The organism is Kribbella sp. NBC_00482 (genome assembly GCF_036013725.1).
Taxonomy (GTDB): Bacteria; Actinomycetota; Actinomycetes; order Propionibacteriales; family Kribbellaceae; genus Kribbella.
On sequence record NZ_CP107881.1, the window covers coordinates 12,045 to 38,389 of the forward strand.

19 protein-coding genes are annotated in these 26,345 nt (G+C 69.2%); 3 read left to right on the forward strand and 16 right to left on the reverse strand.

Annotation, left to right across the window (positions count from 1 at the left end):
• Nucleotide 1 precedes the first annotated feature (1 nt).
• From OHB24_RS00050 to argC, 6 genes are read right to left on the reverse strand one after another with little or no spacing between them, the layout of a single operon-like run.
• A complete protein-coding gene (locus OHB24_RS00050; protein WP_327636814.1) occupies nt 2–511 on the reverse strand; it encodes an arginine repressor in 510 nt (169 codons plus the stop codon).
• Nucleotides 508–1,443 (reverse strand): ornithine carbamoyltransferase, encoded by a 936-nt coding sequence (gene argF / locus OHB24_RS00055; protein WP_327636815.1) that lies wholly within the window; start codon nt 1,441–1,443, stop codon nt 508–510. The genes OHB24_RS00050 and argF overlap by 4 nt, the downstream gene beginning before the upstream one ends.
• On the reverse strand, nt 1,443–2,642 hold the full coding sequence (locus OHB24_RS00060; protein ID WP_327636816.1) for an acetylornithine transaminase: 1,200 nt from the start codon (nt 2,640–2,642) through the stop codon (nt 1,443–1,445). Before OHB24_RS00060 ends, argF begins: the two co-directional genes overlap by 1 nt.
• The gene (gene argB / locus OHB24_RS00065) at nt 2,639–3,514 is read right to left on the reverse strand and encodes an acetylglutamate kinase (protein ID WP_327636817.1); all 876 of its coding nucleotides are present in this window, start codon (nt 3,512–3,514) and stop codon (nt 2,639–2,641) included. Before argB ends, OHB24_RS00060 begins: the two co-directional genes overlap by 4 nt.
• Nucleotides 3,511–4,713: a bifunctional glutamate N-acetyltransferase/amino-acid acetyltransferase ArgJ gene (gene argJ, locus OHB24_RS00070; RefSeq protein ID WP_327636818.1), complete on the reverse strand. Its 1,203-nt coding sequence runs from the start codon at nt 4,711–4,713 to the stop codon at nt 3,511–3,513. The genes argB and argJ overlap by 4 nt, the downstream gene beginning before the upstream one ends.
• Nucleotides 4,710–5,741 carry an N-acetyl-gamma-glutamyl-phosphate reductase gene (argC, locus tag OHB24_RS00075; protein WP_327636819.1) on the reverse strand — a complete coding sequence of 344 codons (1,032 nt, stop codon included), beginning with the start codon at nt 5,739–5,741 and terminating at the stop codon, nt 4,710–4,712. The genes argJ and argC overlap by 4 nt, the downstream gene beginning before the upstream one ends.
• 210 nt (nt 5,742–5,951) lie before the next feature.
• On the opposite strand from argC, the gene OHB24_RS00080 reads away from it, so the two are divergent.
• The 3 genes from OHB24_RS00080 to OHB24_RS00090 are packed head-to-tail and all read left to right on the forward strand — an operon-like array spanning nt 5,952 to nt 7,926.
• Complete coding sequence (locus OHB24_RS00080; RefSeq protein ID WP_327636820.1) at nt 5,952–6,506, forward strand: carboxymuconolactone decarboxylase family protein; 555 nt, start codon at nt 5,952–5,954, stop codon at nt 6,504–6,506.
• The gene (locus OHB24_RS00085; protein ID WP_327636821.1) at nt 6,503–7,363 is read left to right on the forward strand and encodes an RNA polymerase sigma-70 factor; all 861 of its coding nucleotides are present in this window, start codon (nt 6,503–6,505) and stop codon (nt 7,361–7,363) included. The genes OHB24_RS00080 and OHB24_RS00085 overlap by 4 nt, the downstream gene beginning before the upstream one ends.
• Before the next feature lie 44 nt (nt 7,364–7,407).
• Nucleotides 7,408–7,926, forward strand: a complete 519-nt coding sequence (locus tag OHB24_RS00090; RefSeq protein ID WP_327636822.1) for a GNAT family N-acetyltransferase — start codon at nt 7,408–7,410, stop codon at nt 7,924–7,926.
• A 65-nt stretch (nt 7,927–7,991) separates the two neighbouring features.
• Here OHB24_RS00090 and OHB24_RS00095 read toward each other — a convergent pair whose 3' ends face one another.
• The 10 genes from OHB24_RS00095 to OHB24_RS00140 all read right to left on the reverse strand — a co-directional run bounded on the left by OHB24_RS00095 (nt 7,992) and on the right by OHB24_RS00140 (nt 26,320).
• Nucleotides 7,992–13,724 (reverse strand): Ig-like domain-containing protein, encoded by a 5,733-nt coding sequence (locus tag OHB24_RS00095; RefSeq protein ID WP_327636823.1) that lies wholly within the window; start codon nt 13,722–13,724, stop codon nt 7,992–7,994.
• A gap of 103 nt (nt 13,725–13,827) precedes the next feature.
• Entirely contained in the window at nt 13,828–16,056 is a 2,229-nt protein-coding gene (locus OHB24_RS00100) for a hypothetical protein (protein WP_327636824.1), read from the reverse strand.
• Nucleotides 16,053–17,039: a glycosyltransferase family 2 protein gene (locus OHB24_RS00105; protein ID WP_327636825.1), complete on the reverse strand. Its 987-nt coding sequence runs from the start codon at nt 17,037–17,039 to the stop codon at nt 16,053–16,055. The genes OHB24_RS00100 and OHB24_RS00105 overlap by 4 nt, the downstream gene beginning before the upstream one ends.
• A 53-nt stretch (nt 17,040–17,092) precedes the next feature.
• The gene (locus OHB24_RS00110) at nt 17,093–18,634 is read right to left on the reverse strand and encodes a gamma-glutamyltransferase (protein WP_327636826.1); all 1,542 of its coding nucleotides are present in this window, start codon (nt 18,632–18,634) and stop codon (nt 17,093–17,095) included.
• Nucleotides 18,635–18,636: 2 nt separating this feature from the next.
• Nucleotides 18,637–21,210 (reverse strand): phenylalanine--tRNA ligase subunit beta, encoded by a 2,574-nt coding sequence (pheT, locus tag OHB24_RS00115; protein ID WP_327636827.1) that lies wholly within the window; start codon nt 21,208–21,210, stop codon nt 18,637–18,639.
• On the reverse strand, nt 21,210–22,319 hold the full coding sequence (gene pheS, locus OHB24_RS00120; RefSeq protein ID WP_327636828.1) for a phenylalanine--tRNA ligase subunit alpha: 1,110 nt from the start codon (nt 22,317–22,319) through the stop codon (nt 21,210–21,212). The genes pheT and pheS overlap by 1 nt, the downstream gene beginning before the upstream one ends.
• Nucleotides 22,320–22,464: 145 nt before the next feature.
• Nucleotides 22,465–23,418, reverse strand: coding sequence for a hypothetical protein (locus OHB24_RS00125; RefSeq protein WP_327636829.1), 954 nt, complete (start codon nt 23,416–23,418; stop codon nt 22,465–22,467).
• A gap of 113 nt (nt 23,419–23,531) precedes the next feature.
• Entirely contained in the window at nt 23,532–23,873 is a 342-nt protein-coding gene (locus OHB24_RS00130) for a hypothetical protein (protein ID WP_327636830.1), read from the reverse strand.
• The gene (locus tag OHB24_RS00135) at nt 23,866–24,771 is read right to left on the reverse strand and encodes a hypothetical protein (protein WP_327636831.1); all 906 of its coding nucleotides are present in this window, start codon (nt 24,769–24,771) and stop codon (nt 23,866–23,868) included. Before OHB24_RS00135 ends, OHB24_RS00130 begins: the two co-directional genes overlap by 8 nt.
• A 25-nt stretch (nt 24,772–24,796) precedes the next feature.
• Nucleotides 24,797–26,320, reverse strand: coding sequence for an MFS transporter (locus OHB24_RS00140; RefSeq protein WP_327636832.1), 1,524 nt, complete (start codon nt 26,318–26,320; stop codon nt 24,797–24,799).
• Nucleotides 26,321–26,345 lie beyond the last annotated feature (25 nt).

Consider the following 26,345-nt stretch of genomic DNA (forward strand, 5'->3'; position numbering starts at 1 on the left):
TCTACTTCGGTTCGCGGGCTGCGAGGGACAGGAAACGGGTGGCGAGGGCCTCGCCGCCGATGGGGTTGCGGGAGACGACCATGACGGTGTCGTCGCCGGCGATGGTGCCGAGGACGTCGTCCAGGCCCACGTGGTCGATCGCCGACGCGAAGTACTGGGCCGCCCCCGGCGGGGTTCGCAGGATGACCAGGTTGGCGCTGCCCTCCGCCGACACGAGCAGCTCGGAGGCCACTCGGGCCAGCCGGGCCTCGAACGCGGCAGCCTCACCGGCACGCGGCGTACGGTCACCGCCTTCACCTGGTACGGCGTACACGAGCTGGCCGGACGAGTCGCGGACCTTCACCGCACCGATCTCGACCAGGTCCCGTGACAGGGTCGCCTGACCGACCACCAGCCCCGACGCGGCGAGCAGGTCAGCCAGCTCGGTCTGCGACCGCACCGGCTGCCGCCCGAGCAGATCGACGATCCGCTGCTGCCGCGCGGTCTTGGTGGTCGGTACGGCGATGCTCATCCCTGAAAGCTCCTTGCCAACAGCCACGACAGCAGCGCCTTCTGCGCGTGCAGCCGGTTCTCGGCCTCGTCCCAGACGACCGACTGCGGTCCGTCGATCACGGCCGCCTCGATCTCCTTGCCACGATAGGCGGGCAGGCAGTGCAGGACGATCGCATCCGGCTTCGCCTTGCCGAGCAGTTGCTCTGTCACGGCGTACGGCACGAACGGCGCCTCACGGTCGCCCGCCTCGGACTCCTGTCCCATCGACACCCAGGTGTCGGTGGCAACGACATCGGCACCGTCGACGGCCGCGATCGCGTCCTCCGTCCAGGCGACCGATCCCCCGGTCGTCTCGGCGATCGCCGCGGCGCTCACCAGGACGTCCGGGTCCGGCTGGTAGTTCGCGGGCGAACCGATCACGACGTGCATGCCGGCGGTCGCGCCGCCCAGCAGGTACGAGTTGGCCATGTTGTTGGCGCCGTCGCCCAGGTAGACCAGCTTCAGCCCGGCCGTCGACCCCTTGTGCTGCCGCACGGTCTGCAGGTCGGCGAGGATCTGGCACGGGTGGAACTCGTCGGTCAGCGCGTTCACGACCGGCACCGACGATGCGGCCGCCATCTCCTCGATCCGCGCCTGACCGAACGTCCGCCACACGATCGCCGCGACCTGCCGGTCCAGCACCCGCGCGGTGTCCGCGATCGGCTCACCACGACCGAGCTGCGAGGTCTGCGCGTCGATGACCATCGGTACGCCGCCCAGCTCCGAGATGCCGACCGTGAACGAGATCCGCGTCCGCGTCGACGTCTTGTCGAAGATCACCGCCACGGTCTTCGGCCCCTCGAGCGGCTTGTGCCCGTGCCGGTCCTCAGCGAGCTGCGCGGCGAGCGTCAGTACTTCGTCCTGCTCGACCGGCGACAGGTCGTCGTCCCGCAAGAAGTGCCTGACGGTCATTACGCCTCCACCTTGTCGAGCAGCCCCGGAAGGGCTGCGACGAAACTGTCCGCATCAGCCTTGCTGAGGATGTACGGCGGTGCCAGCCGCAACGCGTCCGGGATCGGATTGTTCACCACGAACCCGGCCTCCAGCGCCAACGCCGCGACCTGGTCCGAGACCGGCTTGGTCAGCTGGATCGCGAGCAGCAGCCCGCGACCGCGAACACCCGCGATCAGCGGGTGGTCGAGCGCGATGATCGACGACGCGAGGTGGTTGCCGACGGCATTCACCTGGGCGAGCAGGCCGTCCCGCTCGATCACGGTCAGCACCGCCAGCCCGGCGATCGCCGCAACAGGGTTGCCGCCGAACGTGGTCCCGTGGTTCCCCGGCTGCAGGAGGTCCGCGGCCGCGCCGAGACCGATGCACGCACCGATCGGGATCCCGGCCCCGAGCCCCTTCGCAACCGTCACCAGGTCCGGCGTGATCCCGTCGGCCTCGTAGGCGAACCAGGTCCCGGTCCGCCCGATCCCGGTCTGGATCTCGTCGATCCACAGCAGCGCGCCGTGCTCGGACGTGATCCGCCGCGCCGCCTGCAGGTATCCGGCCGGCGGTACGACGACGCCGTTCTCGCCCTGGATCGGCTCGAGCACCACGGCCGCGGTCTGGTCGTCGACCGCCGCGGCCAGCGCCTCCGCATCGCCGTACGGGACGAACTCGACGTCGCCCGGCAGCGGCGCGAAGGCCTCCCGGTACGCCGGCTTCCAGGTGATCGCGAGCGCGCCCATCGACCGCCCGTGGAAGGCACCGACAGTGGAGACGATCTTGGTCCGCCCGGTGCGCCGGGTGATCTTGAACGCGGCCTCGTTCGCCTCGGTGCCGGAGTTCGTGAAGAACACCTTGCCGGGGACGTCGAAGAGGCCGAGCAGCTTCTCGGCCAGCGCGATCTGCGGCGCGGAGGCGAAGAAGTTCGAGACGTGGCCGAGGGTGGCGAGCTGCGACGTCACCGCGGACACCACGAACGGATGCGCGTGCCCGAGGCAGTTCACCGCGAGCCCGCCGAGAAGGTCGAGGTACTTGTTGCCGTCGGCATCCCACAGGTACGCGCCCTCACCGCGGACCAGCACCCGCTTCGGCGCGCCGAACGTGTTCATCAGCGCACCGGAGTACCGCTCGGCGAGCGCGGCCTGCGTGCCGTCGACGGTCAGCAGTTCGGTCATGACGGGATCACCTGGGTTCCACTTCCGGCGTCGGTGAAGATTTCCAGCAGCAAGGAGTGCGGCACGCGGCCGTCGATGACGGTGGCTCGGGAGACACCGGATTCGACCGCTCGCAGGCAGGCTTCCATCTTCGGCACCATGCCGGACGCCAGGGACGGCAGCAACTCCGCGAGTTCGTTGGTGTCGATCTGGGTGATGATGTCGTCGCTGTCCGGCCAGTTCCGGTAGAGCCCGGCCACGTCGGTCAGTACGACGAGCTTCTCGGCACCGAGCGCCGAAGCCAGCGCCGCGGCCGCTGTGTCCGCGTTCACGTTGTGCGCCTGCCCGTCCTCGTCCGGCGCGATCGTCGATACCACCGGGATCCGGCCGGCGTCGATCAGGTCGACCACAGCCTCCGGCCGCACCTCGACCACGTCTCCGACCAGCCCGATGTCGACCTGCTCGCCGTCGACCAGCGCCGTACGGCGTTCCGCGGTGAACAGGCCCGCGTCCTCACCGGACATCCCGACCGCGAACGGGCCGTGCGCGTTCAGCAGCCCGACCAGTTCCCGGCCGACCTTGCCGACCAGCACCATGCCGACGACGTCCATGGCCTCGGGCGTGGTGACCCGGAGCCCGCCGCGGAACTCGCTGTCGATGCCGAGCCGGCCGAGCATGTCGCTGATCTGCGGTCCGCCGCCGTGGACGACGACGACCCGCACCCCGGCGTACCGGAGAAAGACGATGTCCTCGGCAAACGCTCTCTTGAGTTTCTCGTCGACCATCGCGTTCCCGCCGTACTTCACCACGACGGTCTTCCCGTGGAACTGCTTCAGCCACGGCAGGGCCTCGGTCAGTACGGCGGCCTTCTCGACCGCTTCCGGGAAGATCATGAGGAGTACGCCGAGTTCTCTTCGACGTACGCGTGCGAGAGGTCCGTGGTGAGGACGGTCGCCGACGCAGGGCCGGCGTGCAGGTCGATCACCACGTCGATCTCGAGGCCGCTGAGGTCCGCCTCGGAGCGGTCGACGCCCTTGCCACCGGCGACACAGATGGCAGCGCCGTTCAGGGTGATGTCGAGCAGCGACGGGTCGAACGCGGTCGGGGCGTTGCCGACCGCCATCGCGATCCGGCCCCAGTTCGGGTCGGAGGCGAAGAACGCGGTCTTGCACAGGTTGTCCTCGGCAACGATCTTGGCGGCGGCCAGCGCCTCCGCCTCGGTCGCGGCGCCCTGCACCGTGATGCTCACGTGCTTGGTGACGCCCTCGGCGTCGGCCTGCAACTGCTTCACCAGGTCAGCAGCCAGGGCCGTGAGGGCCGTCTCGAACTCCTCGGGGGTGACCGTGACGCCGGACGCGCCCGAGCTGAGCAGCAGGACGGTGTCGTTGGTCGACGTACCGCCGTCGACGTCGAGCCGGTTGAAGGTCTTGCCGACCGCGTTCCGCAGCGCGTGGTCGAGGTGCGGCTGGTCGAGGGCGGCGTCGGTGGTGATCACGCTGAGCATCGTGGCCATGTTCGGCGCGCACATCCCGGCGCCCTTCGCGAACCCGCCGATGCTCCAGCCGTCCGGGTGCCTGAGCACAGCCTGCTTCGGCACGTTGTCGGTCGTCATGACCGCGGTCGCCGCGGCGAGACCTGCCGCTGCGTCGTCACCGAGTGCCGCGACAGCTGCATCGATTCCCGGAAGCAGCGCGGACATGGGAAGCCGCTCGCCGATCAGACCTGTCGAGCAGACGCCGATCTCGGCCGCCCCGACTCCGAGCACGGACGCCAGCTTCTCGGCGGTCTTGTGCGTGTCCTGGAAACCCTCGGGTCCGGTGCAGGCGTTCGCGCCGCCGGAGTTGAGGACGACGGCCTTCAGCTTGCCGGCAGTCAGGACCTGCTGCGACCACAGCACCGGCGCGGCCTTCACCTTGTTGGTGGTGAAGACGCCGGCTGCGACGTCGGCGGGGCCGTCGTTGACCACGACGGTGAGGTCCGGCGTACCGGCTGGTTTGATCCCGGCGATCACCCCGGCCGCTCGGAAACCGGCCGGCGCGGTGACCCCGGCGCTCCGATCGACTTGAGTGGCTGGGGTGACGGCGAGGGTCACGGGGCTACTCCTACGAGAGGCAGGGCCAGGGTCTCGTCGAGACCGGTGGCCAGGTTCATGCACTGCACGGCGGCGCCGGCGGTGCCCTTGGTGAGGTTGTCCATCGCGGCCACGACGACGGCGCGGCCGGTGCGCTGGTCCAGGGCGATCTGCATCTGCACGGTGTTCGCGCCGAGGGTGGCCTGCGTCTGCGGCCATTGCCCCTCGGGCAGCAGGTGGATGAACGGCTCGTCGGCGTACGCGTCCTCGTAGGCCTTCCGGAGCGCGGCGTAGTCGGTGCCGTCGGCAACCGGTGCGCTGCAGGTGGCGAGGATGCCGCGAGCCATCGGCGCGAGCACAGGCGTGAACGACACGCTCACCGGCCCGTCGGCGTACGGCGTGAGGTTCTGCTCGATCTCCGGCGTATGGCGATGCACGCCGCCGACGCCGTACGCCGAGGCGGATCCCATCACCTCGGCGCCGAGCAGGTGTGCCTTCGGGGCCTTGCCCGCGCCCGACGTACCGCTGACGGCGACGACCACCAGCTGGGTGGGGTCGACGAGCCCGTTCTGTACGGCGGGGAGCAGAGCCAAGGTGGAGACGGTGGGATAACACCCCGGGACGGCGACCCGGTTCGACCCGCGGAGCTTGTCCCGTTGACCGGGGAGCTCGGGGAGCCCGTACGGCCACGCGCCGGCGTGCTCGCCGCCGTAGAACTCGATCCACACCTCGGCGTCGGTCAGCCGGAAGTCCGCGCCGCAGTCGATCACGGTGACGTCATCTCCGAGCTGCTCGGCAATGACGGCGGACTGTCCGTGCGGAAGGGCCAGGAACACCACGTCGTGACCGGCGAGATTCTCCGCCGTGGTCTCGACCAGGATGCGCCCGGCCAGCGGCACGAGGTGCGGGTGATGCACGCCGAGCGCCGTACCGGCGTTGCTGCCGGCGGTCAGGGCGCCGATCTCCACCTCCGGGTGGCTACTGAGCAACCGGAGCAGCTCGCCCCCCGCATACCCACTGGCACCGGCCACCGCCACCGTCACGCTCATGTGAATGAGTATGCCACGCCCCGGATGAATATCCAATCCCTCGCCATCACCCTCGTACCCCAAATCCAACTTTGGGAACCCACCAACCACTATTCCGCCCGTTTCGTGGTTGGTGGGTTCTCAAAGTTGAGGTTGGCGGTGTGAGCGGGGTCATGTCACACGGCGGGGGCTCGGCGTGTCCTCGGGGTACGACGGATCTTGGAGGTTGGGATGGCGCGGGTTGGGATGGTGCATCGGCGGTCGCTGGTGGTGCGGTTGGTGGAGTGGGGCAGCCGGCGGAAGTTCCGGAAGGTGCCGGATCCGGTGAAGGTGGCGCTGCACAACCGGCGGGTGTTGCTGTCGACCACCTTGATGGAGGTCACTGCGGGGCGTTGGAAGGCGCTGGATCCGGAGCTCAAGGCGCTGAGTGTGATGGTGGCGTCGGCGCGGATCGGGTGCAGCTGGTGCATGGACTTCGGGTACTGGGAGTTCCATCACCAGGGTGTCGATCCGGCGAAGCTGCACGATGTACCAAGATGGCGTGACAGCGACGTCTACACAGATCTGGAGCGCGCGGTGATGGACTACACCGAAGCGATGACGGCCACTCCGCCGGAGGTCACCGACGAGCAGGTCGACCGCCTGCGGCAGGACCTGAGCGAGGAGCAGTTGGTCGAGCTGACCGCGATCGCGGCGCTGGAGAACTACCGCTCCCGGATCAACGCCGCCCTCGGACTCACCAGCCAGGGCTACAAGGAGTTCTGTGAACTGAGGCCGGTCCAGTGACCGAGGAGCAGCTGGCGAGCGAGTTCGCCGAGCACCGGTCCGTGCTGGTCGGAGCGGCGTACCGGGTTGTCGGCAGTGTGAGCGATGCCGAGGACGTGGTCCAGGAGGCGTGGTTGCGCTGGTCCGCCATCGACCACGACGACATCCGCGACCCACGCGCGTACCTGATCCGCATCACGACGCGACTGGCGCTGAACCGGCTACGCGAGCAGAAGTCCCGGCGGGAGCAGTACGTCGGCCCATGGCTGCCCGAGCCGCTGGCGACCGATGACGACCCGGCGGCCGCGGTCGAGCTCGCGGACTCGGTCAGCATGGCGATGCTCGTCGTACTCGAGACCCTCTCGCCGCTCGAACGCGCCACGTTCGTCCTCCGCGAGGTCTTCGATCTGCCGTACGACGAGATCGCGGACACCCTCGGCCGGTCCGAATCCGCCGTACGACAGCTCGCACACCGGGCCCGCGGCCATGTGCACGCGCGGCAGCCGCGGCACCACGTCGACAAGGCGCGCCACGACGAGCTGACGATGCGGTTCATGCAGGCGGCCGGATCCGGCGACTTCGACCAGGTGGTCGCGCTGCTCGCGCCGGACGCCGTACTGATCAGCGACGGCGGCGGGAAGAAGAAGGCCGCGCTCCGGCCGATCCACGGCGCGGAGAAGATCGCTCGCTGGCTGTTCGCGGTGATCGCGGAGAACCCGGACTTCGAGATCCGGATGGGGACGCTGAACGGCGAGATCGCCTACATCGCGTACGACGGCGACGAGCCGGACACCGTCGCGTTCCTCAAGACCGACGACGGCCTGATCAGCGAGCTGTACCTGATTCGGAACCCGGACAAGCTGGAGCATGTCCAGTGAGCCGACCGTAGACTATCTGCAACTCAGTCGCAGATGGAGGTGCTGTGAAATACCTGGTGACGGAACCGGAGGAGGCGCTCGGTCCGGGGTTGCGGGCGGATCTGCTGGACACCTGGGTCGCGGCCACGAACGCGGGCGGCGCGGTCGGGTACACCGCGCCGGCGCCGGTCGAGCAGATCGCGGAGAACCTCGACGGCGCCCTCGGCCGGATCGCGGCGGGGGTGGACCTGCTCGGCGTGCTCCACAACGGTGAGCGGTACGTCGGGATGGGCATGCTGGTGAACCGCGGGAGCGCGCTGCAAGCGCATTGGCGGACGGTGCTGCGGGTGATGGTCCACCCGGAGTGCCAGGGCACCGGCGCCGGCCGGATCCTGATGGAAGGTCTGCGCGGATCCGCCGTCGACCTCGGCCTCGAGCAACTGCAGCTCACCATCCGCAGCGGCCTCGGCCTGGAGAAGTTCTACGGCCCCCTCGGCTACCGCGTGGTCGGCACCCACCCCCGCGCGATCCGCGTATCCCCGACCGACTACCGCGACGAGATCACGCTCGTCCTGGACCTCTAATCATCTTTGGGCCTCCACCAACCATTTTCGAGGCTTGGAAATGGTTGGTGGGGGCCCAAAGATGGCTATTTGCGGGTGCGGGCGAGGACTACGAGGGTTGCGCCGAGGGCGGCGAGGAGCGTGCCGAGGGTGAGGATGATGGCGGGCGGGCCGCCGGTTGGGGGGAGTTCGGCGCGGTTGAGGGTGCGGGGGTTGTCGGTGGGCTCGGCGCCGACGGTGAACTTGACCGGTGCGGTGACCGTCTCGCCGGTTTCGTCGGTCCGCTCGTAGGTGACCTTCGCGGTCCCTGTGAAGGCGGCGACCGGCTTGAGCGTGACGGTGCCGTCCGTGCCGACCGACCAGGTGCCCGCGCCGTTCGTGACGCTCTTCGCGCACGTGCCGGCCGGCGTACGCAGGCAGACCGAGCTCGGCTTGATCGTGCCGCTGTCGTTGAGCAACGGGTTCACCGCGACCGGATTGCCCGGCGTACCGGTCGCCGTATCGGGTGCGGCCTTCGCGAGCAACGGTCCCGCGACCGTCACGTCGAGCAGCGCGGTGTCCGACGTACCGTTCGCGTCGGTGACGCGGTAGACCAAGTCACGCGTCGTACCGACGAAGTCCTTCGCCGGCGTGAACGTGACTGCGGTCCCGACCACGAACGTGCCCTCGTGCGGCACGGTCACGGACTTCTTCTCCTTGCCGTCCGCCGGATCCCGCAGTACGACGGAACTCGGACGGAGGGGCGCCGACGGGTCACCGGCCTTGTCGTTGGCCAGCACGTTCACGTCGACCGCCGTACCGAACGCCGTCTCCGCGCTGTCGTCCGTGACAACCGGCCGCACCGGAACGACCGTCACGGTGATGGTCGCGCGGGCCGAGTTCTGGTTGCTGTCCTTGACGTCGTACGTCGCCGGTCGCGCGGTGCCCGTGAACGTCGCCTCCGGGGTGAACGTGACCTTGCCGCTCGCAACGGCGTACGTGCCCTGCCCGGTGATGACGACCCGGTCGACCAGTGCGCCACCCGGACCGACCAGCAGCACCGAGGCCGGGTCGAGCGTCGCGCCCGGCCCCGGCTTGTCGTTCGCGAGCGGGTCGATCGTCACCGCGACGTGCTGCTTGGTCCGTGCCTCGTCCGGTACGGCGACCGGACGCGCCTGCACCGTGATCGTCAACGAACCGGATCCGATCGTGCCGTTGCGGTCGGCAACCTGGTACCCGACCGGGACCGCCGCTCCCGCGAACCCGTCCACCGGCGCGAACCGGATCGCACCGGACGGCTGCACGGTGAACGTCCCCTCCCCCGGCACAGCTAGCACTGCTAGCGGATCGCCGTTCACCGGGTCGATCAGCCGTACGCCGCCCGCGACGAGCGGCGCGCTCGCATCGCCGGGCTTGTCGTTCAGCAGTACGGCGACCGTGATCGCGGCCTCGTATGGCGTGGTCGCGACGTCGTCCTTGATCACCGGAACCACTGGCGCGACCGTCACCGTGACCGACGCGCTCGCCTTGTTCCCGGTCGTGTCGCTGACCCGGTACGCGACCGACACGATCCCGCGGTACGCCGGCTCCGGGTCGAACGTGATCTTCCCGGACTTCACCGTGAACACGCCCTGCCCCGGGATCACCGCCTTCGGTCCCCACGTCGCGCCGTACACCTGGAGCGTCGCCGGATCGAGCTGCGCGCCCGTCCCCGGCTCGTCGTTCGCCAGCGGATCGACGGTGACCGTCACGTTCTGCTTGGTTCCGACCGCATCCGCGACCGCCTTCGGTCCCTTGCCGACCGTCAACAGCAGCAGGCCTTCCGCCGTCGTGCCGTTGGCATCGGCGATCCGGTACGTCGTCGGCGTCGTGACGCCCTGGAATCCCTTGGCCGGCGTGAACTTCACCGCGCCGTAAGCATCGACTGCGTACGTACCTTCGCCGGCCCGCGTCATCGTCTTGCCGTAGTGACCGGCCGCGTCCTTCAGCACCACGCTCGCCGGCTTCAGCGGCGCCGACGCGTCACCGGGCTTGTCGTTCGCCGGCACGTTCACCGTGATCGCCTGCCCGTACGGCGTGATCGCCGAGTCGTTGACCGCGACCGGGTTGACCGGTGTGACGGTCATGCTCAACGTCGAGGTCGCGAGGTTGCCGTCCGAGTCCGCGACGCGATACTGCACCGGAGTCGCCTGGCCCCGGAACGCCGGCAGCGGATCGAACTCGATCGAACCGGTCGGCAGCACCGCATACGTGCCCTGCTGTGGAACCGTCACCTTCTTGGCCGACCCGTTCAGCCCCACGGACCGCTTGTCGAGTTGCGCATCGGTGCCCGGCCGGTCGTTGGACAGCACGTTCACCGTCACGGTCAGGTTCTGCAGCGTCGAGGCGTTGTCGGCGATCGCGACCGGCGGCTGGCCGACGGTGAGGGTCAACCGAGCGCTCGTCTTCGTCCCGTTGCTGTCGGCCACCTGGTACGTCAACGGCGTACCAGGGCCGCGGAACGTCGCTCCCGGGTCCACACGAACCGCTCCCCCGGCCGCCGTGTAGACGCCCTCGTTCGGGATCCGCACCGATGCCTTCAGCGTCCCGTCGGCCGGGTCGACGAGCAGCAGACTGCCCGGCACTAGCGGCGCCGTCGCGTCGCCCGGCTTGTCGTTCGCGAGCACCGGCACCGTAACGCTCTTCTCGTATGGCGTCCGTGCGGCGTCGTCCAAAGCGACCGGAGTAATCGGCGTGATCGTGACCGTGATCGTCGACCGCGCGGTCTGACCGAACAGGTCGGCGATCCGGTACGTCACCTTGGTCGCCGTACCGGTGAAGCCCGGCAGCGGGTCGACGGTGACCGAGCCGTCCGGGTTGACCTGGTAGTCGGCCTGCCCCGGGATCTTCACGAGCTTCTTCAGCGAACCGTCGGCCGGGTCGACGAGCGTGAGGCTGCGCGGATCGAGTGATGTCCCGAGGCCTGCCTTGTCGTTGGCGAGCGGCGTGACCTTCAGTGGGAGGTTCTGCTTGCCGGTCGCGGTGTCGGGTGCGGCCGTCGGCGCGGGCGGTTTGGCGACCGTGACAGTCAGCGTTGCCGTGGTCGTCGTACCGTTCACGTCCGAGACTCGATAGATGACCGGCGTCGCGGCGCCGGTGAACTTGGGCAGCGGGTCGACCTCGACCTTCCCGTCCGCCTTCGTCGTGTACGTCGCCTGTCCCGGAATCACGAGGGTCGCGGTCGGCAGCTTCGTGGTCGGGTCGATCATTCGCACGGTGCTCGGAACCAGCGGCACCGACGGGTCGCCGGCCGTGTCGTTCGCCAGCACCGGCACGCTCACATTCGTGTCGTACGCCGTACCCGTGGTGTCGTCGGACGCGTCGGGCTGCACCTTGGCCACCCGCGCGGTCAACGTCGACTTCCCGATCGCATCGTTGCTGTCGGCAACCTGGTAGCCGACAGCGGTCGCGGTGCCGCTGAACGACGGCAGCGGCTCGAACAGCACCGTGCCGTCAGACTTCACCGAGTACTTGCCCTGGCCGGCGATGACGAGCGACAGCACAGGCTGCGTGGACGTCAGCAGACGCACGCTCCCGGGCTTCAGCGCGGCACCTGTCGGCCCCGGCTTGTCGTTCGCGAGGACGGCGGCCACCACGGAACGACCCTGCAACGTGGCGATCGTGTCCGGGTTCGCGACCGGAGGGCCGGGTGCGGCGACGGAGACGGTCAGCTCGGCGCGCGCCGCCGTACCGTTCTTGTCGAGCACCTGATACGTCACCGGCGTACCGACACCTGTGAAGCCGTGCAGCGGCTGGAAGGTCACCTTGCCGGCGGCGACCAGGTACGTGCCTTGCTGGGCGATCGTCAGCTTGTCGACGAGCTTCTTGCTGACCGGATCGACGAGCCGCAACGCCGCCGGCACGAGCGGCGCGTCGGGCGAGCCCGGCAGGTCGTTGTCGAGGACGGGTACGACGACGTCGGTATCGAACGCGGTCGAGACCGAGTCACCGTTGGCAGTCGGCGTCACCGGCGTGACCGTGACGGTGAGCGTGGACTCGGCGGTCTGCTTGGTGGTGTCGGTGACGCGGTAGCCGATCGACGTACCGACGCCGGTGAACTGCGGTTGCGGGACGAAGTCCACGCCCCCGTCGGGCTTCACGACGTACACGCCCTCGCCCGCGATCACGACCTGCTTCTTGAACGCGGCGTCGGCCGGATCACGCAGTACGACGGAACCGGGCACGAGCTGCACGCCCGCGGCCGCGTGGTCGTTGGCGAGCGGCTTGACGGCCACGCTGACGTTCTGCGGCGTGGTCGCCGTGTCGGAGGTCGCGACCGGACGATCCGGGAGGGACACGGTGAGGGTCAGCTTGGCGGTGGCCGCCGTACCGTTGCTGTCGGCAACGCGATACACAACCGGCTTGGCCGGACCGACGAAGCCCGGCACCGGCTCGACGCGGACAGTCCCGTCGGGCTTGGCGACGTACTTCGCCTGGCCGACGACGTTCACCATCTGCACGCACTTGGCACCGTCGACGAGGCAGAGGGTCGCCGGCGCGAGCGGCGTACTCGGGTCGCCCGGCTTGTCGTTGCCGAGCACCGGTACGACGACCGCCGTGTTGAACCCGGTCGTCGCGGCATCGTCGGTCAGGACCGGCGGAGGCGGCGGCGTGATCGCGAACGGATAGTCCTCGACCTCGCCGGCATCGGCCGCGCCGGTCGGCTTCTCGATCTGCGCGCCGGTGTACCCGACCCGCACCCGCGCGTACGAGGCCCCGGCCTTGGGAGCGAGCTCGGCCCACCGCAGGGTGACCGTCGTCTGCTTGGCGGCGATCGGGGCGCAGGCCCGCTCGCCCGAGTCGAATGTTCCGTTGCCGTTGACGTCGATCCACGCACACGCCCGCCCGGCCTTCGACGTACCGGCCAGCTGCAGGTCGGCCGTGTACGTCGTCTGGTTGGTGCGAAGCGGTTTGAAGACGACACCGTCGTCGCCCTGATCCGGTGTGGCCGGCCCGGTCGTGCCGTTCGCGACACTCGCGTTGTCCTCGGTGACGTCCTTGCCGAGCTGTACGTCGCTCAGCACCGACCAGGCCGCGCCGTACGACGCCGGTGCGTCACCGAAGTCCTCGGGCGCGGACGCGACGATCGAGAACGCGTCGCCGGACGACCCGTTGTTCAACGCGGGCAGCTTCGGATGCTTCGTGAACAGCGCCGACACGTCGAAGCTGACCTTGGTGACGACACCGTTCACACGAACCGATCCGCAGGCAGCGGTCGCGGATGCGTCGAGGCCGGACGGGGACTTGGTGTTCACGCAGTTCGGGCCGGCGTCGTGGTCCGCGGCGGTGATCGTGTCGCTGGTCACCGCGAGGTTGTTGCCCTGTCCGACCTTGGTGAGGCTGAGGCCGGCGGTGGTGAGCTTCAGGATCGAGTGCAGTTCGGACTGCGCGGTGGGCTTGCCGTTCACGGTCCGGGTGACGGATCCGCCGAGGCCGCCGAGGTGCAGCACCGGGTTGCGGACCGGCTGCGAGAAAGCGATCGTCACCGTGCCGCGGTCGCCGCAGCCGCCGGTGGACGCGCAGTCGCCGGTGTTCACCACCACGTCCTGCGCCGGGGCGTCGGTGCCGATCGCGGGCTGGTAGGTGGTCGGCCCGGCGGTGCGGAAACCGGCCGTCGACGGGTCGCCGAGCTCGGTCAGCCCGCTCGCGCTGATCGTCTGCCGGAGCCCCGAGCCGGGCATCACGGTGCTGGCGCTGTCCGTGAAAGGTGCCGTCGGCACCTGGTAGGCGGTCGCGGTGATGATGCCCAGACTCAAGAGGCCGGTGGCAAGGAGAATGGCCCCCGGTCGGGTTGCCCGCATGTGTCCCGCCCTCCCGAGCAATTCAGGTGCATTGCTGCGGCCGCGTGGCGGGCGGGCCTGCGTAGACGTTAACGGTCTGCGCGGACCCAATGTTACGGGACAATCACTCTCCGAGGTCGTAGATCAGGATCTTGCCGACGCTGTGTCGTCGTACGGCGAGCTGGTCGAGCGCCGGTGATACGGGTCCGTTGCGTGCGTCGGCGTACAGCCAGCGAACGCCGTACTCGTCGCGCAGCCTTCGCAGCACCTCGGCGGTCGGTGCGGTGAGGGCCAGGTTGGTGAGGGCGACGCGGTCCGGCCACGGTGACGGCTGCTCGGTGTAGCGGCGGCCGCCGTCGCCTTGCTTGGCCATCGCCTGGTTCGTGTACGCCCAGCCCTCGATCAGCGTGCGGCGTCCGGCGATCCCGCTGACCAGGTACCCGCGGGCGTCGCATCCTGGCGCGAGCGGTCCCGCCGGACGGCACCAGGTGTTCGTAGCCACCACATCGGTCGCCGCGGAGTTCTGCCCGAGCCAGAGCGCGGCAGCGGCCTCATCCGGGTACACCCACCACCGCGCGGCCCGGTATGTCGGTGCCTTCTCCGTGTCACCGCGTACTGCGCTCTGCAGGAAGGAGCTGATCGGCGCAGTCGAGAGCAGCACCAGTACGACGAACATGCCGCCACCGGCTTGTCTCAATGTCAGGCGCCACACAAGCAGCAGGAAGAGCGTGATGCCGAGAACGACGAGCAACATCCGGGTGCTCAGCCACAACTGGCGACCGGTCGACGCCGCCGGCACACCACGAGCCCAGACGATCAGACAGGCATAACCGATCGAGAGTACGAAGGCAGCGATCGCGATCGGGACCGGGCGACCAGAGGCGCGTGCACTGGTTGCTGCGAACCAGCCTGCTCCGGCGAGGCTGAACGGTGCGGCGGTGTAGACGAAGTACGACTCGCTCACCGACGGGTGGTCGATCAGTAGGTAGCCCGCCCACCCCGCGATCATCGCGCCGAGCAGGAACCACGCGACCGGGTCCTTCCGTCCCACGACGCCGAATCCGGCCCAGGCCATCGCCTGCAGAGTCAGCAGCAGTCCGAGCAGCAGACTGAGCGTTCCGATCACTTCGCCGTGCGCCAGCGCCGGCAGGATCAGTCCGCCGTCGCCCGGCTGCGTCTTGTCGCCAGTGGCCGCGGTGTAGACGGGCAGCGACTTCAGTACGGCGAGGAACTGCAGCCGCGACCCACTGGTGCTGCCGGCCACCGTCAGGAAGGTGATCGCCCCGACGACGAGCAGCACCGCCGTCGTACCGATCAAACGCCACGGCAACCGCCGTGTCGTCACGAGCAGATACAACGCCGCAAGCCCCACCCCTCCCACCAGCAACGGCAACACGGTCGGCTTGGCCCCACCCCCAACTCCCGCCACGACCACCGCCACGACCCCGCCCCACAACTTCTGACGTCCGAGCGCGGTTCCTCGAGGAAACAGGAGGTCGATGAGGAGGATGGCTGCGGTGACAGCCGCGACCATGCCGAAGGTCTGGGATGGGCTGAGGAGGCTGACTGGTGGTGCGAGGTTGACGCTCGTGTCGACCAGCAGGAACAGCTGCGGCGCAGCCAGCGCGAGTGCGGCGAGTACGCCGGTCCACCAGGTGCGGCTGACCGTGCGGGCGAGTGTCGCGCAGACGAGCAGCGAAACGACCAGCCACGGCAGGACCCAGAGCCGGAACAGCACGACCATCGGGGTAAGCCGCGTGACGTCGACGGCCGCGGCCATGTCGGCGTTGGCGAACCAGTGGTACTCGAGCCGCTCGTTGACGACCTGCGGGATCTCGGGCGGCACCGTGCGGGTCAGCTCCTGCACCATCGACAGGTGGTACAGGAGATCGGGGTAGTACGCCTCGCCGTACGGCGGCATCGGGTGGTACGCCATCACGCCGAAGGTGGCTGCGCCGACCATCACCGCCGCGGACACCGCCAACCCGATCGCCCACGCGACCGGTAGCGGTCTCGGCTCGGCGATCCGGAAGTACTGCCTTCCTAGAAGAGCGAAGCCGACTAGGACGAGCGCCGGCCACACGATCAGCCAGCGCTGCCAGCCGAGGGCGGTGAAGATCGCCCAGCCGATCAACTGCCACGTCGCCCCGACGACCGACCCGAGTCCGAGATCCTCAGCCCAGTTGCCGGTACTGCGCCACGCGGCCCGCAGCAGCAGTGTGCCGGGAAGCGCGATCGCTCCGGCGAAGTAGACGACGTACTTGAGGACCGGACCGATCCCGACGTCGCCGAGCGATATGAACCCACCGACCGCCACCAGGATCGGCAGCAGCCACGGGGCAGCCCGCTTCATCTCTTGGACTGGGTGCTCTCGTGAATGGGCTCCTGGTGCCCGTGGTCCGTGAGGCTGTCGTAGCCGACGAGGAACTGCGGTCTGCGCTGGCTCGACTGGAACAAGCGGGCGACGTACTCACCCAGCAGCCCGAGGCACAACAGCTGGATCGCGCCGATCACGCTGACCGCGAGGACCGTCGACGTCCAGCCGGGAATGCTCCGGCCGGTCAGCTTGATCACCAACGCGCCGACCACGAACAGCCCGGACATCCCACCGCCGAGCAGGCCCAGCCAGGTCGCCAGCCGCAGCGGCGCCGCCGAGAACGCAGTCACGCTGTCGAACGCGAGCCGGACCATCTTGGAGAAGCTGTACTTCGTCGTACCGGCGGCCCGCTCCGCCCGGACGTACTTGACCTCGGCGCTCGGGAAGCCGAGCCACGGGATGACCAGGCGGAAGACCCGGCCGTCGTCGGGAAGCGCGTTCACCGCATCCACGACCCGGCGGGTCACCAGCCGGAAGTCGGCCGCGTCGAACGGGATGTCCTTGCCGACCAGGCGGCACATCAACCGGTAGTAGAGCCGCGCCGACGTACGTTTCGCCCACGAATCGCTCGAGCGGTCGGAGCGTACGCCGTACACGACGTCGACGTCCTGCTCGCGGACCGCCTGCAGGAACTCGGCGATGACCTCGGGCGGATCCTGGAGGTCGGCGTCGATCGTGACGACGCACTGCCCGCGGGCGCGGCGGAAGCCGGCCGACTGGGCGGCCTGGTGACCGCTGTTGCGGAGCAGGCGGACGACACGGAGCTGCGGCCAGTCCTTGGCGGCGTCGAGGAGCAGCGCCGCAGTCTTGTCCCGGCTGCCGTCGTCGACGACCAACAGCTCGTAGGTGATCCCCAGGCCGTCGAGCAGCGGGTGCATCCGCTCGAAGAAGATCGGCAGCACCTCTTCCTCGTCGTACATCGGTACGACGACGGAGAGCTCGGGGTGAGTGTCCCGCATCGACTGCCTTTCGGATCCTGGTGACCTGACCTTACTAGTCTCGATCAGCGTGATCAGGGGGAGATGGCCACGGCACCGGTTCGGCGCGGGTCGCCGACGGCGAGCAGGCCGTCGGCCGGCTCCCAGAGCGCGGCCGCGACGCCGCCGAAGTACATCGAGTGCGGCGGCATCGGGCGGGTCGGCAACGCGGTCGAGCCGGACACCGGCAGGTCGTCCTCGTAGTCGACGACCACGTCCTCGCGGACGCGGACGTGCAGCCGCGGGTGCTCGACGGCCTCGCGGAGCCGCAGACCGCCGTGGGTGTAGAGCGCGTACACCTGGGCGAGCGCGGTCGGGATCCGGTCCGAGCCGGGCGAGCTGATCGCGAGGACGGCGCCGTCGCTGTCGCGGCGGGCGACGCTCGGGGCCATGTTCGAGGTGAGTCGGGTGCCGGGCGGGAGACTGTGCGGGCCGCCGTGCAGGAGCTCCTGCTCGCCGAGCGCGTTGTTCAGCCAGATCCCGGTGCCAGGCGTGAGTACGCCGGACCCGTAGCCGGACGAGACCGTGATCGCGCACGCGTCGCCCTCGTCGTCCACGACCGAGACAGTCGCCGTACTCGGTGACGTCAGCGCGCGGAGGTCGCCGGCCGCGGCCAGGTCGAGCAGTTTCTGGCCTTCCAGCTTGCGCACGTCCTCCTGGTCGAGCTCGGCGAGCCGCTGGCCGAGTACGGCGTACTGGACGTCGACCAAGCGCTCCAGCTCGGACTGCCGCCAGCTGCCGTCGGCCGGTACGCCTTCGAGCAGTGCGAGCATCGCGGCGACGGCTACTCCCCCGACCGCGGGCGGCGGGTTGGTGGCGAGGCGCCAGCCGTTCTGGTTGACGACAAGCGCCGGACGTACGACGGCTTCGTACGCGGCCAGGTCCGCGGCGGTGAGGATGCCTTCGTTCGAGGCCATGTCGTGGATCAGGAGCTCGGCGAGCTGGCCCGTGTACATCGTCTCGGCGCCGTCACGGGCGATCAGTTCCAGCGCTTCGGCGAGCTCCGGGATCACGACCGTACTGCCGGCCTTGATCACGACGCCGTCCTCGTCGTGCACGACGGAGTGGCTCGGCTGGTGCCAGCCGAAGATGATCTCGTGGGTGTAGCCGAGGTAGTAGCCCGAGGTCCGGCTCAGCGGGAAACCGTTGCGGGCGACGTCGATCGCGGGCTGCACGACCTCGCGCCAAGGTGCCTTGCCGGAGCGGCTGTGGGCGAGGTCGAGGGCCTTCATCCCGCCCGGCGTGGCGACGGAGCCGTGGCCGACGGTGGTCGTCGTACCGCCGCCGTAGTCGGTGGTGATGTCCCAGACGCCGCGGCCGAACCGGTCCGTCGGCAGGCCGCGGCCGGGCATCTCCACCCAGCCGTCGATGGTGACCGCGTCACCACCCGCAACCTGCAACGTGACAAACCCACCCGACGCCGGCGACACCACCCCGATCTCGTTCACCATCGTGACCAGCGTGGCCGCAATCGCAGCATCCACCGCGTTGCCGCCCTCAGCAGCCACCCGCACCCCGGCCTCAGCAGCAGCTGCATTAGGTGCCGCCACGGCCACCCGCGGGTGACTGCCGTTCATTTTCAGCCGACCCGTTGGACGGCGCCGAAGCGGTCGACGGTTACCTGGACGGCTGCCTGGCGGGCGTCGGCGACCTCGTTCTCCTTCAGCGTCCGGTCCGGCGCCCGGAACCGCAGCGCGAACGCGAGCGACTTCTTGCCCTCGCCGATCTGCTCACCGGTGTACACGTCGAACAGCCGCACCGACTCCAGCAGCTCACCCGCACCCTCGGCCAGCGCCGCCTGTACGTCGGCCGCCGCAACCTCGGCCGGGACGATCAACGCCACGTCCTCCTTGGCCACCGGGTACGACGAGAACGGCTGCGCCGAGATCGACTCGGGACCCGCCGCGATCAGCGCGTCGAGATCCAGCTCGACCGCACTCGACCGAGCCGGCAGACCGAACGCCTGACAGACCTTCGGGTGCAGCTCACCCGCATGACCAATGACAGTGCCGTCGACCGAGAACTCCGCGCAGCGCCCCGGATGCCACGGCGCGAGCTCCACGTTCTTCACGACCGGCTCGACACCGACCACCGACGCGATCAGCCGCGCGATCTGCACCGCGTCGGCCCATCCGGCCGGGCGACCCTTGCCCCACCAGCCGGTCGGCGCCAGCGCACCGGTCAGCACCACGCCGACGTGCAGCGGCTGGTCCGGGAGCGCGTCGTACAGCGACTGGACTTCGGCGTCGCTCGGCCGCTGCGCGACCGACGGGAGCGGCGCGGGCTTCGTCTCCGCCTTCGGCAGGAACACCAGGCCGGTCTGGAAGATCGCCAGGTCGTTCGCGCCCCGGCCGACGTTGCGCTCGGCCGTCCGGAGCAGCGTCGCGAGCAGGGTGGTCTGCATCGACGGCTCTTCGTCGGAGATCGGGTTGACGAGCTTGACCGTCGTACGGCGGAAGTCGTCGGCCGGCAGGCCCATCGCGTCGAAGTCGGCGGCACCCGTGAACGGGTACGAGACGACCTCGGTCAGCCCCGCACCGACGAGCGCGGTCGCCACCCGGCGACGCCGGCGCTGCGAAACCGTCAGCCCCTGCCCACCCGGCGCAGCCGGCAACACCGACGGCACATTGTCGAACCCGAACAACCGAATAGCCTCTTCGGCGAAGTCGTTGGGATCCCGAAGATCCGGCCGCCACGACGGCGGGGTGATCGTGAGCAGATCATCGCCCTCGACCTGGGTGGACCCGACTGTGGCGACGCCCACCTCGGCCAACACCGGAGCGTGCGCACCTGCGGCCAACGGAGCCGCGACCGCATCCGCCGCAGCAGCTTCGACCGTGCAGCCCACCGAAGCCAGGTGCCGAACCGTCTCGTCGAGCGTGATCACAGCGCCCGCGACGCGGGCTGCGTGGTCGGCTCGGAGGGTGACCGGAGACGGCTTCGGGTGGGTGTCGACGACGGTTTCGTCCGGGAGGACCGTGCCGCCGGCGTACTCGGCCAGCAGATCCGCGACGCGCTGCGCGGCGTACCGCGGCAGGTTCGGGTCGACCTCGCGCTCGAACCGGCGCGACGCCTCCGACGACAGCTTGTGCCGCCGCGATGCCCGCGCGATCACGATCGGGTCGAAGTGCGCCGCCTCGATCACCACGTCGGTGGTCGCCTCGGAGATCTCCGTCGACGCACCACCCATCACACCGGCGACACCGATCGGACCGGAGTCGTCGGTGATCAGCAGGTCCTCGGCGTCCAGCTCACGCGTCTGGTCGTCCAGCGTCATCAGCTTCTCGCCGGCGTTGGCCCGCCGTACGACGATCTCCCCGGACAGCCGCGCCTGGTCGTACCCGTGGATCGGCTGACCCAGCTCGAGCATCACGTAGTTCGTGACGTCGACCCCGATCGAGATCGGCCGCATCCCACTCGCGAGCAGCCGCTTCTGCATCCACCGCGGCGACAGGGCCTTCGCGTCGATCCCGGTCACGGTCCGCGTGACGAACACACTGCACGCCGCAGCGTCATCCACCCGTACCGGGTAGCCGTCCGCGCCGGACCCGTTCAACGTCAGGTCGGCCGGATCCTTCAGCGATACGCCGTACGCCGTCGCCGCCTCGCGCGCGACGCCCCGGATCGACAGGCAGTACCCACGATCCGGCGTCACCGCGATATCCAGTACGTCGTCGCGCAGCGCCAGCAACTCGATCGCGTCGTCGCCCGGCGTGCCCTCGCCCGGCTCCAGGACGACGATGCCGTGCGTGCCGTCGTCACCGAGACCGAGCTCCGCGCTCGAGCAGATCATGCCGTTCGACACGTGCCCGTAGGTCTTCCGCGCCGAGATCGCGAACCCGCCCGGCAGCACCGCGCCCGGCAGCACGACGACCACGAGATCGCCGACCTCGAAGTTGTGCGCACCGCAGACGACCCACTGCGGCTCGTCCTTGCCGATGTCCAGCGAGCACCAGCGGATCGTCTTGCCGTTCTTCTGCGGCTCGTTCTCGTACGTGAGCACCTTGCCGACCACGAGCGGGCCGGTCAGGTCGGACTCCTCGACGGTCTCCACCTCGAGGCCGGCCCGGATCAGCTGCTCCGCGACCTGGCGGCCGGTGACGTCGCCCGGCAGGTCGACGTACTCACGAAGCCATGACAGTGGGACCCGCATCAGATCTCCATCCCGAACTGGCGGCTGAACCGCACGTCACCCTCGACCATGTCCCGCATGTCCTCGACGCCGTTGCGGAACATCAGCGTCCGCTCCAGGCCCATGCCGAAGGCGAAACCGGAGTACCGGTCGGTGTCGATGCCGTTGGCCTGCAGGACCCGCGGGTTCACGACGCCGCAGCCGCCCCACTCGATCCAGCCCTCGCTGCCACAGGTCCGGCACGGCCGGTCCGGGTTGCCGACGGACGCGCCGCGGCAGACGAAACACTTCAGGTCCACCTCGGCCGACGGCTCGGTGAACGGGAAGAAGTTCGGCCGCAGCCGAGCCTCCAGGCCCTCACCGAACATCGACACGACGAAGTGGTCGAGCGTGCCCTTCAGATGCGCGAGCGTGATGCCCTCGTCCACCACCAGGCCCTCGACCTGGTAGAAGACCGGCGTGTGCGTCGCGTCCAGCTCGTCGGTGCGGAACACACGGCCCGGGCAGATCACGTAGATCGGCGGCTTCCGGGTCAGCATCGACCGCGCCTGCACCGGCGACGTGTGCGTCCGCAGGACCTTGCCGGAGCCGGCCGGCTCGACGAAGAAGGTGTCCTGCATCTGCCGCGCCGGATGGTCGGGCTGGAAGTTCAGGGCGTCGAAGTTCAGCCACTCGGCCTCGACCTCGGGGCCTTCCGCGACATCCCAGCCGAGCGCGGTGAACACGTCCGCGACCTGCTCGGAGATCAGCGACAACGGGTGCCGCGCGCCGAGCTGCGGGGTGTGCCACGGCAGCGTCACGTCGACACGCTCGGTGTCCAGCATCCGCTCCTCGTGCTCGGCCTCGAGCACCGCGAGCCGGGACGCGAACCCCTCGTTGATCGCCTTCCGGGCCGCGCCGATCCGCTGACCGGCCTCTTTCCGGGCCTGCGGCGGCAGCGCGCCGATCTCCCGGTTGGCGAGCACGATCGGCGACTTGTCGCCGAGATGCACGGTCTTGGCCTCCTGCAAGGCAGCCAGATCGGCCGCCCCGGTAAACGCCGTCAGCGCCTCGTCGCGGGTCCGCTCCACCTCTTCGGCATGCAGCGGCGTCACTTCGACCGGGTCGTAATCAGTATTGGGACCGGACATGGCTCGCTCTCGGATCGATACGTCTGCGGATTGCAGTCTAGAAACCCAACCCCCCAGACCGTGAATCGGCCGTCCACAACCACCCCGCCCGAGGGGTCGGGGAGGCTTTTACTCCCGGATCGGCATGAAATCTTCCCCAAGTCGGCTACGGGGCGAGCGGGCAGGTGGGTGAGCAGGGGCGCGGGGTGCCGGTCCAGCCGCGGAACTGGAGAGCGGCGACCACCTGCGACGCCGTGAGGCACGGTTCGCTGACCAACTGGTAGCCGAATCGCAGCGTCAGCTTGCCGCTCGTCGCGGCAGCGTTGTCCCTGGTCATGTCCCGCCAGCGACTGGCCGAGTCCAGATGACCCGCCTGTCCGTCCAGTTCGACGATCACGTCGTACGGCGAGTACTCGGAGTCTCGGTAGACGACAACACCCTCGTGGACGACGCGAACCTGTCGTCGCGCCCGCGGCAACCCATGGGCGCGCTCGACGCGCCGAAAGTACGCCTGCTCGAGGAACGACTGAACGCCTTCGGCCGCCTCAGCCAAGATTCGCTGGAGGATCCTGCGGCCCGGCAACTCCGGGAGCGAGTCCAGCTCCGCCAGCAACCGGGCCGGGGTCGTCCGCCGCTGCCGGCACGCATCGAACAGTACGGCGGCCCGTCGCGAAACATCCTCGTCCGCGGCGGCCGTGACCAGCAGCGCGACCTCCAATCGCACCATCGGCGGTTCGCGAGACGTCTGTACTAGCGAGGACAGGTGACGGTGCCGCGTGACGATGACCCCGGACTTCGGCTCGACGCGGCGCGAATGCGGTAGCGCGACATGGATCCTCTCGTCCCGCCAGCTCCCGGCAACGCCGTACCTGCGAAGCGCAGTCGGACCCGTCAACGCCGCCTCCGGACCACACGACAACCAGGCTGCCCACATCCTGGTCTCCCACGGCAGCGGCCCGGTGAAGTCGACGTACACACCTTGATGGACCCGCTGCAGTTGCCGGGCCCGCCGACGCCCGAGCAGCACCTTGTCGGTGATTCCATGTGCCAGCGCCTGGGGCCGAGTGAATGCGCCGGCCTGGCGGCCGCGCAACTCCGCGAATTCGCTTCTCTCCTCCACGCCCAAGAACATGCACTCGCCCGGCACCCTCCTCCCCACCTGTCCTTCAACCTGTGGACAGCGGACGTGGGGAGGATTCCTTCCCGATTCGGGACGAAAACCCTCCCCAGGCGTCAGCCGAGGCGGTGCCTGGCGCGGACTACTCCGACGAGGACGCCGGCGCCGGCGAGGAGTGCGCCTACGCCGATGGGGAGGAAGAAGTCCGGGTAGTCGACGACCGCGGAGGGGTCTACCCAGGGCTCGTGGCCTGGTTCGGGCTCGGCGAGGAGCAGGTAGACCGCCCCGGCCACGTCGTACGCGGTCGCCAGGATGATCGTGAGGATTGCCAGGCCGCGCGCCCACTTCAGCACGCGACGGTTGCCACGCGACCGCCCGAACAGCATCGTGCCGAGGGCGATCGGGAGAAGGATGAACAGCGACATCAGGACCAGGTTCGCGACCTCCTGATCAGACACGAACCCTCCAGCGGAGCGCACGCACCGCCCAGCCGAGGGTGAGCACGCCGAGGACGAGCGCGAGGAGGGCCGGCGGGGCCGAGAGGATCGGCTGGTCCGGGCCCATGCTGATGACGTCGCCGCCGGGTTCGCTCGGGTTCGGTACGACGACGTCGAGCACGAGGTAGACGGCGGCGAACACGGTCATCAGGGCTCCGGTGAGCACGCCGGAGACCGGTGCGACCTCACGGATCCGGCCTTGGCGCGCGAGTACCGCGATCACGACGGCGACGACGATCGGACCGAGCTGGACGACGCCCCACGCGCCGGTCACGCCGGCTCCCCAGCCGGACCATGCGAAGATCTCGGCCGACATCAGAAACGTCAGTACCGTGCACAACCCCACCGCGACGACCGCCAGGCCGCGCCTCAGAGCGGTGCGATCGAGGCGGATCCGGCCGAGTACGAAGGACAACAGCGCGAGCGGGATCATCAGGAGCGCCGACCACAGCAGAAGATCGACCGCCCATTGCGACTCGTTCGGGTACTGGGGCTGGATGCGAGCGAGTTCACGTTTCGTCAGCCCGGACCGCTTCGTCCAGTCCGCCAGCACGGCCGGGTCCATGTCGTCGATGCGGGCCAGGTTGGCGGTCGCCGCGATTCGGCGTACGGCGTCGTGTTCGCCGGACTCGCGCATCAGGTGGCCGACTGCGCAGTGCCGGCCGTCGCGGTCGACGAAGTACGGCGTACTGGGCAGGCCGGTGTCGTTGCGGGGGAAGGCACGGCTCTTGCGGTAGTCCCGCAGTACGTCGAGATTCCGCAACCGCTCGGGATCGGCAGACGAACGGTGGCGGATCTGGAACTCCGCCGACCAGAGATGGACCCGGGTCGGGAGGTCGATCAGCCACCGTCTCGTCATATCTGAATGCTGTCAGTGCATGGTGTCAGCGCACTGCGTCATCAACCACCGGAGCGCTGTCCTGCACCTTCTTCTCGCCCTTCGGGAGGACCGCCAGCGCGACCACCGCCCCGGCGACCGCGCCGATCGCGCCGACCGTCATGGCGATCGACATCGCGTCGACGAAGGCGTGCTTGGCCGCGGCGAGGAAGTCCGGGCCGAGCGCGAGGGTGTCGGCGATCGACTTGCGGGCCGCCTCCGGGACGGAGTCCGGCAGGGCCGACGAGTACGCGGCGGCGAGGACACTGCCCAGTACGGCGACCGACAGCGCGGCACCCGTCTGCTGGACGGTGTCGTTCATCGCCGAACCGACACCGCGATGCTCCGGCGGAACGGCCTGCATCAACAGCGTGTACGCCGCCGGACCGGCCAAGCCACCGCCGATCCCCATCACCAGCAGGCCGATGATCAACAGCCCGTACCCGCTGGTGTCGGACACCTGGGTCAGGATGCCGAAGCTGCCCGCGATGATCAGCAGACCGAGCGAGATCAGCGTCCGGTCAGCGACCTTCTTCCCGAGCGTCGCCCCGAGGCCGTTGAACAGCGCCGCGGACAGCGCATACGGGATCAACGCCAGCCCGGCCTTCAGCGGCGTGTAACCGAGCGCGAACTGCAGGTACTGCGTCAGTGCCAGCAGCAATCCACCCGCGGTGAACGACAGCAGCACGATCGAGAAACTCGTACCACTGAACCGCCGGTCCTTGAACAGCGCCAGCGGCACCATCGGATGCGCACTGCGCTTCTCCCACAGGGCGAACGCGGTCAACGCGACCACGCCGACCACGAGCGCGCCGATCACCCGCCCGGAATCCCAACCGTGCAGCGGGATCGAGACGATCGCCCAGACGATCGACGCCATACCGACGATCGTCAGAACGGCGCCCGCCGGGTCGAGGTTGCGCGCCGGGCCCTTCGACTCCGGGATGATCGCGAGCGTGCCGATGATCGCCAGGACCGCGATCGGCACGTTCAGCCAGAAGATGGAGCCCCACCAGAAGTGGTTCAGCAGGACGCCGCCGACCGTCGGGCCGGCCACCACGCCCACCATCGCGACCATCGACCAGCCCGCCATCGCCTTGCGCTGCTCCGCCGGCGGGAACACCGTGAACAGCAGCGACAGCGTGCTCGGCATCAGCAGCGAACCGCCGACGCCCATCAGGCCGCGGCACGCGATCAGCTGCCACGGGTTCTCGGCCAGGGTCGCCAGCAGCGACGACAGGCCGAACACGACCAGCCCGAGCAACAGCATCTTCCGCCGGCCGAACCGGTCGGACAGGCTTCCGGCGGTCAGCAGCAGGCCGGCGAACGCCAGGATGTACGCGTCGATCACCCACTGGATGTCCGCGGGCGTCGCGCCCAGGTCGCGCATCAGCGACGGGATCGCCAGGTTGAGGACGGTGTTGTCGACCACCAGGACCATCAGGCTCAGACACAGGATCAACAGGATCCACCAGCGCCGGGGGTGTCCTTCAGCGCTGGAGACTTCAGACTCGAACGGTGTACTAGTCACTCGCACACTGTACGACGATCTCGTA